This window comes from Cellulomonas sp. A375-1, assembly GCF_001040865.1.
Classification (GTDB): Bacteria; Actinomycetota; Actinomycetes; order Actinomycetales; family Cellulomonadaceae; genus Cellulomonas; species Cellulomonas gelida.
The window spans coordinates 40,191-56,104 of the sequence record NZ_LFKW01000065.1 but is presented as its reverse complement, the minus strand read 5'-3'; the positions used below and the strand labels follow the sequence as shown (position 1 = coordinate 56,104).

Here is a 15,914-nt window from a genome sequence, read left to right as displayed (position 1 = left end):
GCCGGCGCGGCGCCCCCCCCCGCCGAGCACGGCGCGGTCCTGACCGCGCGGGACCTCGTCCGCCGTGCCGCCGACGAGTACGAGGCCGACCGACGGGTGCGCGAGTGGAACCCCGCGGTGCTCGCCGAGCGGTCCCGCGTGCTGGGTGGGCTCGAGTCGGCGCTGTCGGCCTTCGGCGACGACGCGCGCGACGAGCGTGCGGCGCGGCAGGCGCGTCGCCGTGCCCGCTCCGCGCTGCACGGCCCCACGGTCCGCGCGCGGGAGGCCGCGCGCGCCGGGGACACGGCGGCGTACGCCGCGGCGCTGGCCGACCTGGCCGCGATCGACGTCCCGGACCTGCCCGCCCCGGCACCCGTGCCCTGAGGGCCACGGGGCTTCAGGACGACGGGGCCTCAGGACGACGGGGCCTCAGGACGACGAGGTCTCAGTACGACGAGGACTGCGAGACCGGGCGGCGCAGCGCCCGCGCCGGCCCGGGCGACCACGTGTGCGGCACGACCTGGTTGGTCTGGATGTCCGTGAGCTCGGCCGCGTACACGACCGCCTCGTAGACGCCCGCCTCGACGCGGTCGAGGCGCAGGTGCTCGGCGTGGTCCAGGTCGTCGCCCAGGTGCGAGATCCGCGCGACCACGTAGCGCTGCGCGTCCTGCCACTGGTCGACGACGCGTACCGCGAGCCCGTTCCAGCGGGCAGTGAGATCGAGCTCGAACAGCTCCGAGACGTCCTCGCGCGGCACGCGGCGGAACCACCGGCCGGAGTGCGCCTGCTGGAAGCCGGTCTCGGCGAGCGGCGGGTTCGCGAGCGCGAGCACCACGGTGTTCCCGCCGTCGACCAGGTCCGCCTCGAGGTAGGCGCTGTGCCACTTCGCGACCGGTCCGACGCACCTCGACAGCGAGGCGAGCGCGGGGCGGTACCCGAGGTTCGTGACCGACCAGCCCGTGCCGACGTCGCCGTAGCGCGCCAGGAGCGTGACCGACCCGTCGGCGAACACGCGGACGAGCTCGGCGCCTGGCGTGACGCGGGAGTGTCGCAGCCACCACAGGGGGACGATGTAGCCCGGCACGTCGCGGTACTGCAGCTGCGGGCCGGACTCGAAGCGGAGCAGGTCGATGAACTGGGCGTCGCGACGGAACGGCGAACCCGGGTAGCCGAGCCCGTGGACCTCGAACAGCTGGGCGGGCGTCGTCGCGAACGCGACGTCCTCGGCGCGGACCACGTAGCCGGCCATGCGGTCGTAACCGCCCTCGACGTGGGCCCGCGCGAGCGCGGGGGTGATCGCCTTCTGCATCAAGGTCATGGCGGCCTCGCCTACGACTTGGGGGGATGGACGATGACGGTTCCCCGGCTGCGAGCCCGAGGGCTCAGGAACGGGTAAAACGGACGGATCGGGCCCGATTCTGCAAGGAAACGGGTCACATGTCCAGATCGGTTCCGTCGAAAGTGGTAGCGCGCCCACACCGAAACCGATTCCGGGCGTGCTGGGGTGATCACGGTCACACCTACGCGCCGGCTGCCGGTCGGTCTAGTCGCCCCGGTTCCACGTGAACGTCGCCGCGCGCTGCCCCAACGCGGTGAGCTGTCCCACGCCGTAGCCGCCGTGGATGGCGCCCATCTGCTCGAAAGCCAGCCCCGCCTGCGGCGCGCAGAACAGATCACCGCGCTGGCAGTAGGTCAGCGTCCGGGACGCGAGAGCCTCGGGGTACTGCGCGTACATGCTCGCCAGGTCGGGGGCGACCTCGTCGATCAGCCCACGGGCAGCGGCCGTCTGCATGAGCAGCTCGATCGAGCCGAGCGGCTGGTCGCCGAGCTGGGGGGTCATGCCCATCAGCGTCATCTGGTCCGCGCCCGCGTTCTGCAGCGGGTCGGCGAGCAGCACGACCCCCGTGATCATGTCGAACACCGACGTCTGCGCGGCGGTTGTGCGCCCGGACAGGGCGGCGTGGATCGCCAGGGCGCCCTGGGAGTAGCCGACCAGCATGATCGACGTGCTCGGGCAGTCGCGCTCGAGCCGGTCGAGCGACCTGTTCAGCGCGTCGATCCCGGAGGAGATGCTCACGAGGTACGACGCGAAACGCGCCAGGTCGACCGAGAAGAACGGGAACCGGTCCGACGGGCCGAAGGTGGCCGCGAGCTCGTCGGTCGACAGGGCCGGGTACATCACGGGCTGGACGCTGACCAGCGTGTCGACGTCCAGCCCGTCCGCCGCGAGCTCGTCGAGCAGCCCGACCCCCGCGTCCCGGACCAGCCACGGCTCGTCGTCGAGCTGCCGCTGGCCGGTGAGCACCTGCTGGATGCGCCCGCCCAGGCCGCGGAACGCGTCGGCGTACAGCTCGGGGGTCGGGCTGACTTGCGACGGACGCGTCGTGGTCGTCATCCGGGTGTAGCTGAACTGGTCGTAGTACGCGCTGTCGTACGCGGCCGGGCCACCGGGGGTCTCGCCGGAGCCTCGCAGCGCGAGGATCGTGTTGGGCGCACACACCGCGCTCCTCGTCGGGAGCGGCGGGGTGCTCGGCGGTGCGGGCGGCGCCACGTAGCCGATCCACGGGAAGGTCCGCGCGAGCCCCTCGACGCGTGCGCCCGCGCCCCACGGCCCCGGCCCGGACGCGTGCCCCCAGCTGACGTACCGCGCGTCGAAGCTCGCCCCGGCCTTGAGCGCGAACCGGCAGCCCGACAGGTCCCCGCGCACGTGCCCCGAGGTGTCCCCGAAGGTCTCGATGCACGGCTCCTCGGTGTACGGGTCGTCGGGGTCCGAGTGGCCGACGAACGTGACGTCGTCGAGGAGCAGGGTGTCCTCGCCGCCCGCGCGCACGGTGCTGACGGTGTGTCCCCAGACGCTGCCCGTGTCGACGCTGGCGAACCTCGTGTGCTGCGCGCTCACGGTGCTCCCGCCGCCGGCGTACACCTGGACGCCGGTCAGCTCGACCGGGTCCTCGGCGGTGCCCGCCAGGGTGAGCGTCCCGCCGATCGCCTGCAGCGTCCCGTCGACGAGCGACGTGCCGGCGGCGATGCGCAGGTCGGTGATCTCGATGAGGTCCGGCGACCAGGTGACGTTCGGGAGCGGTCCGAGGGTGTACCCCGCGGGCAGGTCGCCGGAGAAGGCGAACACGCCGGGGCGCTGCAGCACGTTGGTGGTCAGGGCCTGGGGGTCGATCTCCGTCATGCTCAGGCTGACCATGACGGAGCTGTTCGGGGCCCCACCGCCCACGGTGTTGTGCAGGACCCGCGGGTCGGGGGCCGGCGTGTAGCGGGACGAGACGCCCAAGCTGCCGTACGTCAGGTCGTTGCGCTCGACCACGGACCTCTCGGTGCCGCACAGCCTGACTCCGATCCCGCCGTCGAGCTCGGAGTCGGTGATGCTCACGCGGTCGGCTTCGCCCGAGAGCACGTTCCCGAGCCAGTTGTGGGTGACGTGCAGGTACGACGCGTCGACCGTCGCGCCGCACTCGGGTTGGATGATCCCGAGGCCGGGCCGTGAGTCGTCACCGGTGCTCTGCGGTCCGGTCAGCACCACCGGCTCGGCGCTCGTGCCGTCGAAGGACAGTGCACCGCGCACGGTGAGCGGGCCCGTCGCACCGACGATGGTCCCCGCGGGCACGACGACGTGCGCGTCGGCCTCGATCGTCAGGCTCGCGACCGCGAAGCGCAGGTTGTCGCCGGGGTCCCGGACGGTCCAGTCGTCGGTGAGCGTGCCGGTGAGGTACACGTACCGCGGGATGGTCGAGGAGTTGCCGGTCAGGCGAGTGGGGTCCAGGGCTGCCTGGTCGAGAAAGATCGCGGCGCCGTCCCAGCGCTCGTCGGTGCCGGTGAACGTGTTGTCCTGGAGCGTGATGTCGCTGTCCCGGCGACCGTCGCCGGGCCCCGCGTCGTACCAGCTGTCCCGCGCGCCGACCCATCCCCCGACGGCGTTGCGCGCGAACGTGAGACTCGGCTTGCCCGTCCCCCGCCAGTGCTCGGGGTCCCACTGCACGTGACCCAGGCTCGAGTCGGTGAGCACGGTCGGCTCGAGGACGGGCTGCACGTAGACGTGGCTCGCGTAGCGAAGGTCGAGGAAGGAGGCCCGCAGGTCGCCGCCCGCGGTCGACTCGATCCCGGCCCAGTCGTACGCGCCCTCGCCGGGCGGAGGAGCGCTCTGGTCGCCGTCGCCGTTGGTGTCACCACCCGCGGTGTCGTCGGTGATGCTGGTCAGGACGACCGGTGCGGCGCTCGTGCCCTCGACGTGGACCGCGCCGCCGGTGAGCTCGATCCCGCCCTCGGGGAACGTCGTCGTCCGGACCTTGACGACGACGCCCGCCCCGATGCGCAGGGTGACGCCCGTCGGCACCTCCAGGTTCTCGGCGATGACGACGACGGGGCTCGTCGCCCGGTCCCACGTCGTGTCCCGCGTGAGCGTGCCGCCCACGGTCAGCGGCGCGTCGCCCGACGCGACGCGTACGGCGTTGCTCGTCCGTGTCACGGTCGCGTACCCGGGCTTGGTGCCGGTGACGTTCGCGGAGATCGCCGTGCCGAGGTCGGCGGCCGTCAGGCCGTACGTGGCCCCGGTCGCGCCCACCACGGCGGTCCCGTCACGCAGCCACTGGTAGCTCCGGGTGACCGGGGAAGGGCCCCAGGTGCCCGGCTCGACGCGCAGGGTGCTGCCCACCCGGCCGGTGCCGGTGACCGCAGGCACGGGCGCGGTGAGCGTGCCCGGGCGCACCGCCGCGGTGGCCGACGACGTGCGGGTCGTCGTGAGGTAGCCCGCGCGCGTCCCCGTGACCTTCACGGTCACGCGCCGTCCGACCGCCGAGGCCGGGACGACGAACGAGCGCGACGTCGCACCGGCCACCGCGCTGCTGCCGACGAACCACTGGACCCGGGTCTGCGCCGCCGGACGCCACGTCCCGGTGCTGACGCTCAGCCGGGCACCGACGGCGGCGGTGCCTGTGACGACGGGCGTGGCCGTGACGAACGACCCGGCACGGACCTTCGCGGTGGCCTTGGACGTGCGCACGGTGGTGGGGTAGCCCGCGCGGGTGCCGGTGACCGTGACCTTGATCGTCGTGCCGAGGTCGGCGGCGGCCAGCGTGTACGACCGGCCGGTGGCGCCGCGCACCGCCTTGCCCGAGCGGTACCACTGGACCCGCAGACTCGCCTGGGGCTTCCACGTGCCCGGCTGCACCGTGAGCACCCGGCCGACCGTCGCGACGCCCGTGACGACCGGCGTCGGCGCGGACCGGAACGACGCGGCGTGCGCAGGCGCGGCGAGGCCGAGGACGAGGGCGACGGTCGCGACGACCGGCACGACGAGGCGGCGCAGCGCTCGGCGGGGCTGGGGCACGGGTTCTCCGGGTGCGGCTCGGTCGGCTGGCATGCGCCGGTGACGATCATGCAGAGCACCGACGCGCGATGGAAGAGCCGTCCGCCCAGATCAACCAGACGACGTACCCCGGGGGGAGCCGCTCAGGCGTCGAGGTGTGCGACGAGCGCGGCGGCCAGGCCCGTGTAGCCGGCGGGGGTGAGCTCCTGCAGGCGCGCGGCCACGTCCGCGGGCAGGCCGAGGCCCGCGATGAACTCGCGCATGTCGTCGGCCGTCAGACGACGACCGCGCGTGAGCTCCTTGAGCCGCTCGTACGGGTTCTCCATGCCGGTGACGCCCGCGACGGAGGCCGCGCGCATCGCCGACTGGACGGGCTCGCCGAGCACCTCCCAGTTCTCGTCGAGCTCGCGCGCGAGCAGCGCCGCGTCGACGGACAGCGCGCGCAGCCCTCGTCGGACGTTGTCGATCGCCAGGAGGCTGTGCCCGAACGCCGGGCCGATGTTGCGCTGCGTGGTCGAGTCCGTCAGGTCGCGCTGCAGGCGCGACGTGACCAGGGTCGAGGCGAGCGTGTCGAGCAGCGCCGACGAGAGCTCGAGGTTGGCCTCGGCGTTCTCGAACCGGATGGGGTTGACCTTGTGCGGCATGGTCGACGAACCGGTCGCGCCCGCCACGGGGATCTGGATGAACACGCCGCGCGAGATGTACGTCCAGACGTCGGTCGCGAGGTTGTGCAGCACGCGGTTGAAGCGCGAGACGTCGGCGTAGAGCTCGGCCTGCCAGTCGTGCGACTCGATCTGCGTGGTCAGCGGGTTCCACGTCAGGCCCAGGTGCTCGACGAACGTGCGCGAGACCTCCTGCCAGTCGGCGCCCGGCACGGCGACGACGTGCGCGCCGTACGTGCCGGTCGCGCCGTTGATCTTGCCGAGGTACTCGTCCCCGGCGATCCGGCGCAGCTGGCGGCGCAGCCGGTGGGCCAGGACCGCGAGCTCCTTGCCGAGCGTCGTGGGCGTCGCGGGCTGGCCGTGGGTCAGGGCGAGCAGGGGCTGGTCGGCGTGCTCGTGGGCCAGCACGGCGACCTCGTCGGCCAGCGCGGTCGCGGCCGGGAGCCACACCTCCTGCACCGCGCCGCGGACCATGAGCGCGTAGGAGAGGTTGTTGATGTCCTCGCTGGTGCACGCGAAGTGCACGAGCTCGCCGACCGAGGGCAGGACCGTGCCCTCACCCAGGGCGCCCGGCGCCGCCTCGAGCCGGCGCTTGAGGAAGTACTCGACCGCCTTCACGTCGTGCACCGTGACGCGCTCGATCTCCGCGAGCTCGGCGACCTCGGCGGCGCCGAACGTCGCGACGACGTCCCGCAGGTAGGCGACCTCGGCGTCGCTCAGAACCGGCGCGCCCGGCACGACGCCGCGGCTCGTCAGGTGGATGAGCCACTCGACCTCGACGTGCACGCGCGCCCGGTTGAGCGCAGCCTCCGACAGGTGGTCGACGAGCGGCGCGACCGCGGGGCGGTAACGGCCGTCGAGCGGGCCGAGGGCGATCGGCGGGGTGACGTCGGCGAGGCTCACGCGCGCGGGAGAGGTCATGGCGCCCATCATCCCAGGGCGTGCCCCGCGCGCGGGCACCGGTCCATGCACGGACGGGCGGGGCGCGGACCGGCGGGGCGCGGACGGGCGCAGGGTGGACCGGGGCGATTCGCCCAGCGTGTCGTCGGGCGGGGCCGCGGGTCGTTACCGTGAGCGCGCGGGCGCGGGACGCACGCGGTGCGGCGGGACGACGATCCGCCGCCGACGACGCACGACGAGGTCTGGGGAGGGCGCATGGCGGTCCGCCCGACGCTCCCCGACCGTCCCGGTGCGCACGACACCGCGCCGGGCGACCCCTCCGCGAGCGACCCGACGACGATCGGCGCCGCCACGGCCGCGCGGATCCGCTCGGCGCAGCGCACGGCGCTCGTCGCGGGCGGGCTCGTCGTCGTGACCGTGCTCGCCGCGGCCGTCGCCGGGCCGTTCGTGCCCGGCCAGCGACCGGGCGCCGAGTTCGACCTCCCCACCGCCCTGCTGCCCGACCGCAACCAGCCCACCCCCGCGCCGACGGGCGACGCGGTCGCCGACGTCGTGCCCGAGAACGGCATGCCCGCGTGGCTCGTCGTCATCGGCTTCTTCGTGGTGCTCGCGCTGCTCACGTTCCTGGGTCGTCAGGCGGTGCGCGTCGTGCGGCGGTGGCTCGAGCAGCAGCGCGAGCTCGGGTTCGAGGAGGGCTTCACCGCCGGGACGCTGCTGCGCGGCGACGTGCTCGACCTCGCGCAGCCCGCGCTCGCGGCGGGGGTCGATGACGCGTTCGACGCACTCGCGCGCGACCTGCCGCCCGGCGACGCCGTGATCGCCGCGTGGGTCGCGCTCGAGCAGTCCGCCGAGCGCAGCGGCGTGGTGCGCGAGCGCGCGCAGACCGCGACCGAGTTCACGCTCGACCTGCTCGACAGCACGCGCGCCGACCCCGCCGCGAGCCGCACGCTGCTCGACCTCTACCTCGCGGCGCGGTTCAGCGAGCACCCGGTCACCGACGACGACGTCACGCGAGCCCGTGCCGCGCTCCACGACATCGCCCGCGGCCTGCGCCGTCGCACCGACCCGGAGTCCGACGAGGGCGCGTCGTGATCGGCCAGCTGTGGCACCTCGTGTGGCGCGAGGGCGTCGGCGTGCTCGTGGGCGTCGGGCTCGGGCTCATGGCCGGGTTCACGTGGTGGTCGTCGATCGTCCTCGGCATCGCGGTCGCCGCGTTCGTCGTCGTCGTGACGCGGCTCGAGCCCGACCCGGAGCCCGACTGGGAGCGCGAGCGTCACGTGCGCCCGGACGGCTCGCGCGGCGACCTGCAGGACCTCGCGTGGTCGATGGTGGGCCGCGACGGCCGTGCGGGTGAGCGCGCGATGCGCCGCCTGCGCGAGACCGCGACGGTCCGGCTCGCGCGCCACGGCGTGGACCTGGCGGACCCCGAGCAGCTCGACGCCGTCGTCGCGCTCGTCGGACGCCGCGCCGCGCAGACGCTCACGCGGCGGTCCGCGCCGTTGCCGTCGGTCGCGGACCTGACCTTCACCCTCGGTGTGCTCGAGGCCCTCGGCCCGCGTCCCGCGAGGTCCGACGAGCCGGTCGACCAGCCCGACGACCAGCCCGACGACCAGCCCGACGACCAGCCAGCGGACCGGCCCGGCGACCCCACCGACCTCGTGACACCCGCCGGCGGTCGCGCGCCGGCCCCCGACCAGCCCCGCACCCCGCGCCCCAGGAGGAACCGATGACCGAGCGCATCCCCGAGCCGGCGTCCGCGCCGCGCACCGAGCCCCACCTGCCCGTCGCGGAGGCCGCCGCGCACGGCCGCGCGGTGCTCGACGAGGTCGCCACCGCGGTCGTCGGCATGCGTGAGCCGCTGACGGTCGCGCTCGCGGCGATCCTCGCGGGCGGGCACGTGCTGTTCGAGGACGTGCCCGGCCTGGGTAAGACCCTCGCGGCGCGCTCGCTCGCGACCGCGCTCGGCCTGGAGTTCCGGCGCGTGCAGTGCACGCCCGACCTGCTGCCGTCGGACATCACCGGGTCCTCGGTGTTCGACCCGGCCTCGGCGAGCTTCGACTTCCGGCCCGGCCCGGTGTTCGCGGGGCTGCTGCTGGCCGACGAGATCAACCGCACCGCGCCCAAGACCCAGTCCGCGCTGCTCGAGGCGATGGCCGAGCGGCAGGTCACGGTCGACGGCGTCACCCGGCCGCTGCCCGACCCGTTCCACGTGGTCGCCACGTCCAACCCGGTCGAGTACGAGGGCACGTACCCGCTGCCCGAGGCCCAGCTCGACCGGTTCATGGTGCGTCTCGCGGTCGGGTACCCGCAGCGGACCTCCGAGGTCGACGTGCTCGCGCGTCGTCTCGCGCGGCGGCAGGAGGCGGCCACCGTGCGCACGGTCGTCGACGCGCCCACGCTGCGCGCGATGCAGGCGGGCGTCGAGGCCGTCACGGTCGACGACGACGTGCTCGGCTACTGCGTGGACCTCGCCGCCGCCACGCGTCAGCACGCCGCGGTCGAGGTCGGTGCGTCCCCGCGCGGGTCGCAGGCGCTCGTGCTCGTCGCGCGGTCCGTCGCGGTGCTCGAGGGCCGCGACTTCGTGACGCCCGAGGACGTCAAGGCCGTGGGCGTCGCGACGCTCGCGCACCGGATCTCGCTGACGCCGCAGGCGTGGGCGTCGGGCCTCGCGCCGCAGCGCGTCGTGCAGGAGGTCCTTGCGCACGTGCCCGGTCCCGCGACGGTGCGGGGGGTCGGCGCGGCGCGATGAACGAGCCCTGGTCCCGCGGGCAGACGACGGCGGTCGGTGCGACCGTCGGCGTCGTGCTGCTGCTCGTCGGCGCGGCCGTGGGGCGCGCGGACGTCGCGGTGCTCGCGGTACCGCTCGTCGGGGTGGCCGTGTGGGGCTGGCTGCGCACGCCGTCGCGCGAGATCGAGGTGCACCTGGGCGCGTCCGACGACGTCGACGACGAGACGAACGCCCCGGCCGACGAGGGTGCGACCGACCTCGACGGCGGCGAGGGTGCGACCACCGCAGCGGCTGACGACGAGCCGGGGACCTTGCGCTCGCGCGTGCGGATCACCGCGCCGCGCGGCACGGCGGCCGTCGTCGTGGCGGTGCGGCGCTCGAACCGCTCGCAGGACGAGGTGGTCGTGCAGGTCCGCGGGCAGCGCACGTTGCCGCTCGTCGTGCACACCGTGCGGACCGGTCCGCAGACCGTCGCGGAGATCGACGCGATCGGCATCGGCCCGGGCGGCGCGACCGTCTCGGAGCCGGTGGAGCCTGCGACCGACGACGCGCTCGTCCTGCCGACGCCCGGCCCGCTGGGCCAGCTGCCCCTGCCGTTCCGGCTGCGCGGCCTGTCGGGTGCGCACCCGTCGCGCCGGCCCGGTGAGGGTGGCGGGCTGCGGGACGTGCACCCGTACACGCCCGGCGACCGCCTGCGCCGCATCGACTGGCGCGTGACGGCGCGCCGTTCCCCGGCGCTGCAGGAGCTGTACGTGCGCCGTGAGCTCGCGCTCGCGGAGGCCGCGGTGCTGCTGGTCGTCGACTCGCGCGACGACATCGGGCCCGACCCGCGCACGTGGCGCGGCTCGCTGCGACCGCGCGCGTCCGACCCGACGTCGCTCGACCTCGCGCGGCAGGCGGCCACATCCCTCGCGCAGGCCTACCTCGCGGCGGGCGACCGCGTGGGGCTCGACGACCTGGGCGCGGTCCGCCGTCCCCTGCCGCCCGGCGGCGGCAGGCGCCAGCTCGACCGGATCCGGCACGCGCTCGCGCTGACCAGGCCCGAGGGCGAGCCGCTGCACCGCGTGCGTGCACCGCAGCTTCCCTCGGGCGCGCTCGTGATCGTGTTCTCGACGTTCCTCGACGACGCCGCGGCGGACGCGGCCGTGCAGTGGCGGCGCGCGGGGCACCGGGTCGTGGCCGTGGACGTGCTGCCGACGCTGCGCGAGGCCGTGCTGCGGGACCGGGAGCGCCTCGCGCTGCGGCTCGTGCGCCTCGCGCGGACCGACCGGCTCGCGGGTCTGCAGGACGCGGACGTCGAGCTGGTGACGTGGCGCGACGCGCCGCAGGTGGCGCTCGCCGGGCTCGCGCGCAGCGGCCAGCGGCGGCCCGGGGCGGGGGCGGGAGTGCGATGACCGAGCCGACGAACCCGCGAGTGACGACGCCCAGGTGGTGGTCCGTGCTGCCCGGGCTGCGACCGGCACCCGAGCCGGAGGCCGAGCTCGAGGTCGGCCCGACCGTCAGCGGCGGGGGCGTGCGGATCTGCACGGGCCTGCTCGTCGCACTGCTGCTGATGGTCGGCTGGTCCGTGCTGCTGCCGCTGTCGTTGTCGTCCGTCGTCGGAGCGCTGCTCCTGGCGGCGCTGGTCGCGGCGCTGCCGAGGCTGTCGCTCGTCTGGGTCGCGGTGCTGGCCGTCGGTTTCGAGGTGCTGATCGGCGGGCCGCCCGCGGTGCTGACGACGCTCGCGCTCGTCCTGCTCGTGCACCTCGCGGTGTGGGCGAGCACGTGGTCGGCGCGCGTGGCGCTGCGCTCGCGCATCGAGATCGCCGTGCTCGCCGAGGGCCTGCGCGAGGTCGCGCTGCTGCAGGTCCCCGCGCAGGTCCTCGCCGTGGTCGCGCTCGTGCTCGCCGGCGCGACGCTCGACGCGGGCGACCTGTGGCGCGTCCTCGCGCTCGTCACGGGTGCGGCAGTCGCGGCGATCGTCCTGCCGCGCCGCCTCTGACGCCGACGACGGGCGCGTCGACGAGGCGCGCCTGACGCGCGTCGCTCGTCGCGCGCTGCCTGCTTACGTGCTGGAGCTGCTTACTTGCGCGAGCCGGGCAGCAGGATCGAGAGCGCGAACGAGACGATCGAGATGATCAGCGCGCCGCCGACGGCCCACCAGAAGCCCTCGATCTCGAGGCCCCAGTCGGTGAAGCCCGTGATCCACGCGGTGAGCAGGAGCATGAGGGCGTTCACGACCAGCGTGAACAGACCCAGCGTGAGGATGTACAGCGGGATCGAGAGGATCTGGACGATCGGCTTCACGACCGCGTTGACGATCCCGAAGATCAACGCGATGAAGCCGATGATGAGGACCTTCTCGCTCGTCGAGTCCGCGCCGACGATCTGCAGGCCGTCGGACAGCAGGACGGTCGCGAGCCAGATCGCGAACCCGTTGATGATCACGCGCAGCACGAAGGACATGCGTCGATCCTGCCAGGCGGCCCCGTCCGGTGCGCGGACTTCGCCCACGGTGACAGGTCTGCGCGCTACCATCCGCGCAGGTTTCGGCGACGACGCCGAAAGTCGAATCGGAGACTCTCGATGACCCACGCCGTGCCGTCCCGCCGTCGCGCCGTCGCCGCGCTGCTGCCCCTGCTGCTCGCCCTCCCGCTCGCTGCGTGCAGCGACGACCCCGCGCCGGGACCGACCGCCGCGCCGACCGCCGCGGCCCCAGGGACCGGCCCGGTGCTCGCGGAGATCGCGGGTGGCAGCGCGCTCGACATCGGCTTCGCGGTCGCCCCCGAGCTGCTCGACGAGCCCGAGTACCGCGAGATCGTCGACACCCACGCGTCCCTCGTCGTCGCCGAGAACGTCATGAAGTGGGAGACCACCGAACGCGTGCAGGGCCAGTGGGACTTCGCCGGCGCCGACACGCTCGCGCAGTACGCGCGCGAGCACGGCAAGAAGCTCTACGGCCACACGCTCGTCTGGCACTCCCAGCTCCCCGACTGGGTCGCCGCGCTCGACGCGCCCGCGATGCAGGCCGCGATGGAGGAGCACATCCGCACGCAGGTCGAGCACTTCAAGGGCCAGGTCTTCGCGTGGGACGTGGTCAACGAGGCGATCGACGACGACGGCACGCGGCGCGCGGGATCGCCGTTCCAGGCGACCCTCGGTGACGGGTACATCGAGGATGCGTTCCGCACCGCGCACGAGGCGGACCCCGACGCCCAGCTCTGCTACAACGACTACGACCTCGAGGCGATCGGCCCGAAGTCCGACGCGGTCTACGCGATGGTCTCCGACCTCGTGGCGCGCGACGTGCCGATCGACTGCGTGGGCTTCCAGGGCCACCTCACCGGCGGCAAGCTCGGCGACGACCTGCAGGAGAACCTCCAGCGGTTCGTCGACCTCGGCCTGACCGTCCGGTTCACCGAGGTCGACGTGCGCATCCCGACGCCGCCCAGCGACGCGGACCTCGCGCAGCAGGCCGAGGACTTCGGCACGGTCGTCAGCACGTGCCTCGCGGTCGAGGGCTGCCTGGGCGTCACGTTCTGGGGCGTCACGGACCGCTACTCGTGGGTCCCGCAGTGGTTCCCCGGCTACGGCGCGGCACTGCTGTGGGACGAGGACTACGCCACGAAGCCCGCGTTCGACGCGGTGGTCGAGGCGGTCGGGGCCGGGCGGCCGGGTCGCGGCTGAGCCCGCGGGCATCGGTGGCATCCTGTGCACGTGAGCCGCCCCGTCCTTCGTCGTGCCCTCGCCGACCTGCCGCCGTACGTCCCCGGCGCGCGCTCACCGGTGGGGGCGGCGGCGTTCAAGCTGTCGTCGAACGAGAACCCGTACCCGCCGCTGCCGTCCGTGATGGCCGCGATCGCCGATGCCGCGGTCGACGTAAACCGCTACCCGGACATGTACGCGACCGAGCTGACGGAGGCGATCGCGGACCAGCTGGGTGTCACGCCCGAGCAGGTCGTCGTGGGCTGCGGGTCGGTGGCCGTCCTGGGGCACGTCCTGACCGCGTTCTGCGAGGCCGACGACGAGGTCGTCTTCCCGTGGCGCTCGTTCGAGGCGTACCCGATCGCGGTGACCCTCGCCGGCGCGCGCGGCGTGCGCGTGCCCGTGACCGACGACGGCCGGCTCGACCTGCCCGCGATGGCCGCGGCGGTCACCGACCGCACGCGGGTCGTGCTGGTCTGCACGCCCAACAACCCGACCGGCCCGGCCGTGCGCGCCGACGAGCTCGAGCAGTTCCTCGACACGGTGCCGGAAGAGGTGCTCGTCGTGCTCGACGAGGCGTACGTCGAGTTCGTGCGGGACGCCGCGGCCGCTGACGGCCTCGCCGTGTTCGCCGCGCGCCGCAACGTGGTGCTGCTGCGCACGTTCTCCAAGGCCTACGGCCTGGCCGGGCTGCGCGTCGGGTACGCCGTCGCGCGGACCAGGCACGCCGCGGGCATCCGGGCCGCGTCGACGCCGTTCGGGGTCTCGAGCGTCGCGCAGCTCGCCGCGGTGGCGTCGCTGCGCTCGCGCGACGAGCTGCTGGCGCGGGTCGACGCGATCGTCAAGGAGCGCTCGCGGATGCTCACCGCGCTGCGCGCGCAGGGCTGGACCGTGCCCGACAGCGAGGCCAACTTCGTGTGGCTCGGCGTCGGCGACCACGCGACCGCGCTCGCCGAGCGCTGCTCACGGAACGGCGTGATCGTGCGGGCCTTCGCGGGCGACGGCGTGCGCGTGAGCGTGGGCGAGCCCGAGGCGACGGACCTGCTGCTCGAGGTCACCGCCCAGCACCTGAGCCGCTGACCTGCGGACCTTTCCCCGAGGCGTCGTCGCGGGACAGCACCCGAGCCCCGTGAGGCGCTCCGGGTGCCCTGTGGGGTGCCGACAAGTCGGGCGACCGATCCTTGTCGCCAGGGGTTGCCTGGAACCTACGGAGGCGTAGGCTACGGTGTCGTAGGTTGGGTGCTGGACCAGGCCCCACGTCCCGGAGCGGCTACCGCCGCTGCACGCGAAGGAGCACCGCGTGAGCTCGTCCGGCCTCCCCCACGCCGACATCTCTCCCGCAGCAGCCCTCGGGCACGGTCAGACCGGATCACCGTCCGGCTCGACCGCGCCGGCTGCCCCATGGACCCCCGCCGCTACCCCCGGCGGGCCGGCCGCGGCCCCCGTCCCCACCTCGGACGGACGGGCCGCGGCCCACTCCACGTCTCCCGCGGCGTCCCCGTCGCCGGCCTCGGCCGACGCCGGGCCGCTGACGGAGGAGGGGCTCGTCCAGCTCCTCACGCCCAACGGCGAGCGCGTCGCGCACCCCGAGTACGACGCCTACGTGGCGGACCTGACCGACGACGACCTGCGCGCGATGTACCGCGACATGGTCCTGGTCCGCCGGTTCGACACCGAGGCCACCGCGCTGCAGCGCCAGGGCGAGCTCGCGCTGTTCGCGCAGGCGCTCGGCCAGGAGGCCGCGCAGGTCGGCTCCGGGCGCGCGCTGCGCCCGCAGGACCACGTGTTCCCGAGCTACCGCGAGCACGGGGTCGCGCACGTGCGCGGGGTCGAGCTCACCGAGGTGCTGCGGCTGTTCCGCGGCGTCGACCACGGCGGCTGGGACCCGGTCGCGCACGGCTTCCACCTCTACACGCTCGTGATCGGCTCGCACACGCTGCACGCGACCGGCTACGCGATGGGCGTCGTGCGCGACGGCCTCGTCGGCACGGGCGACCCGGACAAGGACACCGCGGTCGTCACGTACTTCGGCGACGGCGCGACCTCGCAGGGGGACGTGAGCGAGGCCCTCGTCTTCGCGGCGGTCAACCAGGCGCCCGTGGTGCTGTTCTGCCAGAACAACCAGTGGGCGATCTCGGAGCCGACGACGCGCCAGGCCACCGTGCCGATCGCGGCGCGCGCCCCGGGCTTCGGCATCCCCGCGGTGCGGGTCGACGGCAACGACGTCCTGGCGAGCTACGCGGTGACCGCGCAGGCGCTCGAGCGCGCGCGGTCCGGCGGCGGCCCGACGTTCGTCGAGGCCTTCACGTACCGCATGGGTGCGCACACGACGTCCGACGACCCGTCGCGCTACCGCAGCTCCGAGCAGGAGGAGCACTGGCGCCGGCGCGACCCGATCGACCGCCTGCGCGCCTACCTCGAGTCGCGCGACGCGCTGCCGTCGCAGTTCCTCGCGTCGCTCGCGGCGGAGGGGGACGCCCTCGGCGAGCACATCCGCACGACGATCCGCGCGATGGGCCACCCGTCGCCCGCGTCGATGTTCGAGCACGTCTACGCCACCCCGCACTCGGGCGTCGAGGCCGAGCGCGCGTGGTTCGAGTCCTACGAGTCGTCGTTCCTGGACCGTCCCGGTCACTCCGAGGGGAGC

Annotated in this window: 12 protein-coding genes and 1 pseudogene; 9 read left to right on the top strand and 4 right to left on the bottom strand. The window is 74.3% G+C overall.

The window, feature by feature from the left end:
• Positions 1-363, top strand: a pseudogene (locus tag CWIS_RS07635) (glutamyl-tRNA reductase); the annotation flags it as partial.
• A gap of 61 nt (positions 364-424) precedes the next feature.
• Here the strand turns inward: CWIS_RS07635 and CWIS_RS07630 are convergent.
• The 3 genes from CWIS_RS07630 to purB form a co-directional block, all read right to left on the bottom strand.
• On the bottom strand, positions 425-1,297 hold the full coding sequence (locus tag CWIS_RS07630) for a hypothetical protein (protein WP_048342656.1): 873 nt from the start codon (positions 1,295-1,297) through the stop codon (positions 425-427).
• A gap of 225 nt (positions 1,298-1,522) precedes the next feature.
• Positions 1,523-5,314 (bottom strand): cutinase family protein, encoded by a 3,792-nt coding sequence (locus CWIS_RS17565; RefSeq protein ID WP_053071614.1) that lies wholly within the window; start codon positions 5,312-5,314, stop codon positions 1,523-1,525.
• Positions 5,315-5,436: 122 nt separating this feature from the next.
• The gene (gene purB, locus CWIS_RS07620; protein WP_141371567.1) at positions 5,437-6,876 is read right to left on the bottom strand and encodes an adenylosuccinate lyase; all 1,440 of its coding nucleotides are present in this window, start codon (positions 6,874-6,876) and stop codon (positions 5,437-5,439) included.
• A 234-nt stretch (positions 6,877-7,110) separates the two neighbouring features.
• Here purB and CWIS_RS17560 point away from each other — a divergent pair, with 234 nt between their 5' ends.
• Genes CWIS_RS17560 through CWIS_RS07595 form a run of 5 tightly spaced genes read left to right on the top strand, consistent with a single transcriptional unit; the run spans position 7,111 to position 11,564 of the window.
• Positions 7,111-7,947, top strand: coding sequence for a DUF4129 domain-containing protein (locus CWIS_RS17560; protein ID WP_053071613.1), 837 nt, complete (start codon positions 7,111-7,113; stop codon positions 7,945-7,947).
• The gene (locus CWIS_RS17555) at positions 7,944-8,585 is read left to right on the top strand and encodes a hypothetical protein (RefSeq protein ID WP_053071612.1); all 642 of its coding nucleotides are present in this window, start codon (positions 7,944-7,946) and stop codon (positions 8,583-8,585) included. The genes CWIS_RS17560 and CWIS_RS17555 overlap by 4 nt, the downstream gene beginning before the upstream one ends.
• On the top strand, positions 8,582-9,604 hold the full coding sequence (locus CWIS_RS07605; protein WP_048342655.1) for a MoxR family ATPase: 1,023 nt from the start codon (positions 8,582-8,584) through the stop codon (positions 9,602-9,604). The genes CWIS_RS17555 and CWIS_RS07605 overlap by 4 nt, the downstream gene beginning before the upstream one ends.
• Positions 9,601-10,977: a DUF58 domain-containing protein gene (locus CWIS_RS07600; protein ID WP_048342654.1), complete on the top strand. Its 1,377-nt coding sequence runs from the start codon at positions 9,601-9,603 to the stop codon at positions 10,975-10,977. The genes CWIS_RS07605 and CWIS_RS07600 overlap by 4 nt, the downstream gene beginning before the upstream one ends.
• A gap of 20 nt (positions 10,978-10,997) precedes the next feature.
• Positions 10,998-11,564, top strand: a complete 567-nt coding sequence (locus CWIS_RS07595) for a hypothetical protein (protein ID WP_156186587.1) — start codon at positions 10,998-11,000, stop codon at positions 11,562-11,564.
• Between the two features lie 80 nt (positions 11,565-11,644).
• Here CWIS_RS07595 and CWIS_RS07590 read toward each other — a convergent pair whose 3' ends face one another.
• Positions 11,645-12,028 (bottom strand): phage holin family protein, encoded by a 384-nt coding sequence (locus tag CWIS_RS07590; RefSeq protein WP_048342652.1) that lies wholly within the window; start codon positions 12,026-12,028, stop codon positions 11,645-11,647.
• A 120-nt stretch (positions 12,029-12,148) separates the two neighbouring features.
• On the opposite strand from CWIS_RS07590, the gene CWIS_RS07585 reads away from it, so the two are divergent.
• The 3 genes from CWIS_RS07585 to pdhA all read left to right on the top strand — a co-directional run.
• Positions 12,149-13,249 carry an endo-1,4-beta-xylanase gene (locus CWIS_RS07585; protein ID WP_053071611.1) on the top strand — a complete coding sequence of 367 codons (1,101 nt, stop codon included), beginning with the start codon at positions 12,149-12,151 and terminating at the stop codon, positions 13,247-13,249.
• 30 nt (positions 13,250-13,279) lie between these two features.
• Entirely contained in the window at positions 13,280-14,347 is a 1,068-nt protein-coding gene (gene hisC, locus CWIS_RS07580) for a histidinol-phosphate transaminase (RefSeq protein WP_048342668.1), read from the top strand.
• Positions 14,348-14,795: 448 nt separating this feature from the next.
• The coding region (pdhA, locus tag CWIS_RS07575) for a pyruvate dehydrogenase (acetyl-transferring) E1 component subunit alpha (protein ID WP_197080785.1) at positions 14,796-15,914 on the top strand (1,119 nt) is incomplete at its 3' end.

What these genes read in the sequence shown, in the direction of transcription:
- CWIS_RS07630 (WP_048342656.1), bottom strand. Translation starts at nt 1,297, where the DNA reads ATGACCTTGATGCAGAAGGCGATCACCCCCGCGCTCGCGCGGGCCCAC.
- purB (WP_141371567.1), bottom strand. Translation starts at nt 6,876, where the DNA reads ATGACCTCTCCCGCGCGCGTGAGCCTCGCCGACGTCACCCCGCCGATC.
- CWIS_RS17560 (WP_053071613.1), top strand. Translation starts at nt 7,111, where the DNA reads ATGGCGGTCCGCCCGACGCTCCCCGACCGTCCCGGTGCGCACGACACC.
- CWIS_RS07605 (WP_048342655.1), top strand. Translation starts at nt 8,582, where the DNA reads ATGACCGAGCGCATCCCCGAGCCGGCGTCCGCGCCGCGCACCGAGCCC.
- CWIS_RS07600 (WP_048342654.1), top strand. Translation starts at nt 9,601, where the DNA reads ATGAACGAGCCCTGGTCCCGCGGGCAGACGACGGCGGTCGGTGCGACC.
- CWIS_RS07590 (WP_048342652.1), bottom strand. Translation starts at nt 12,028, where the DNA reads ATGTCCTTCGTGCTGCGCGTGATCATCAACGGGTTCGCGATCTGGCTC.
- CWIS_RS07585 (WP_053071611.1), top strand. Translation starts at nt 12,149, where the DNA reads ATGACCCACGCCGTGCCGTCCCGCCGTCGCGCCGTCGCCGCGCTGCTG.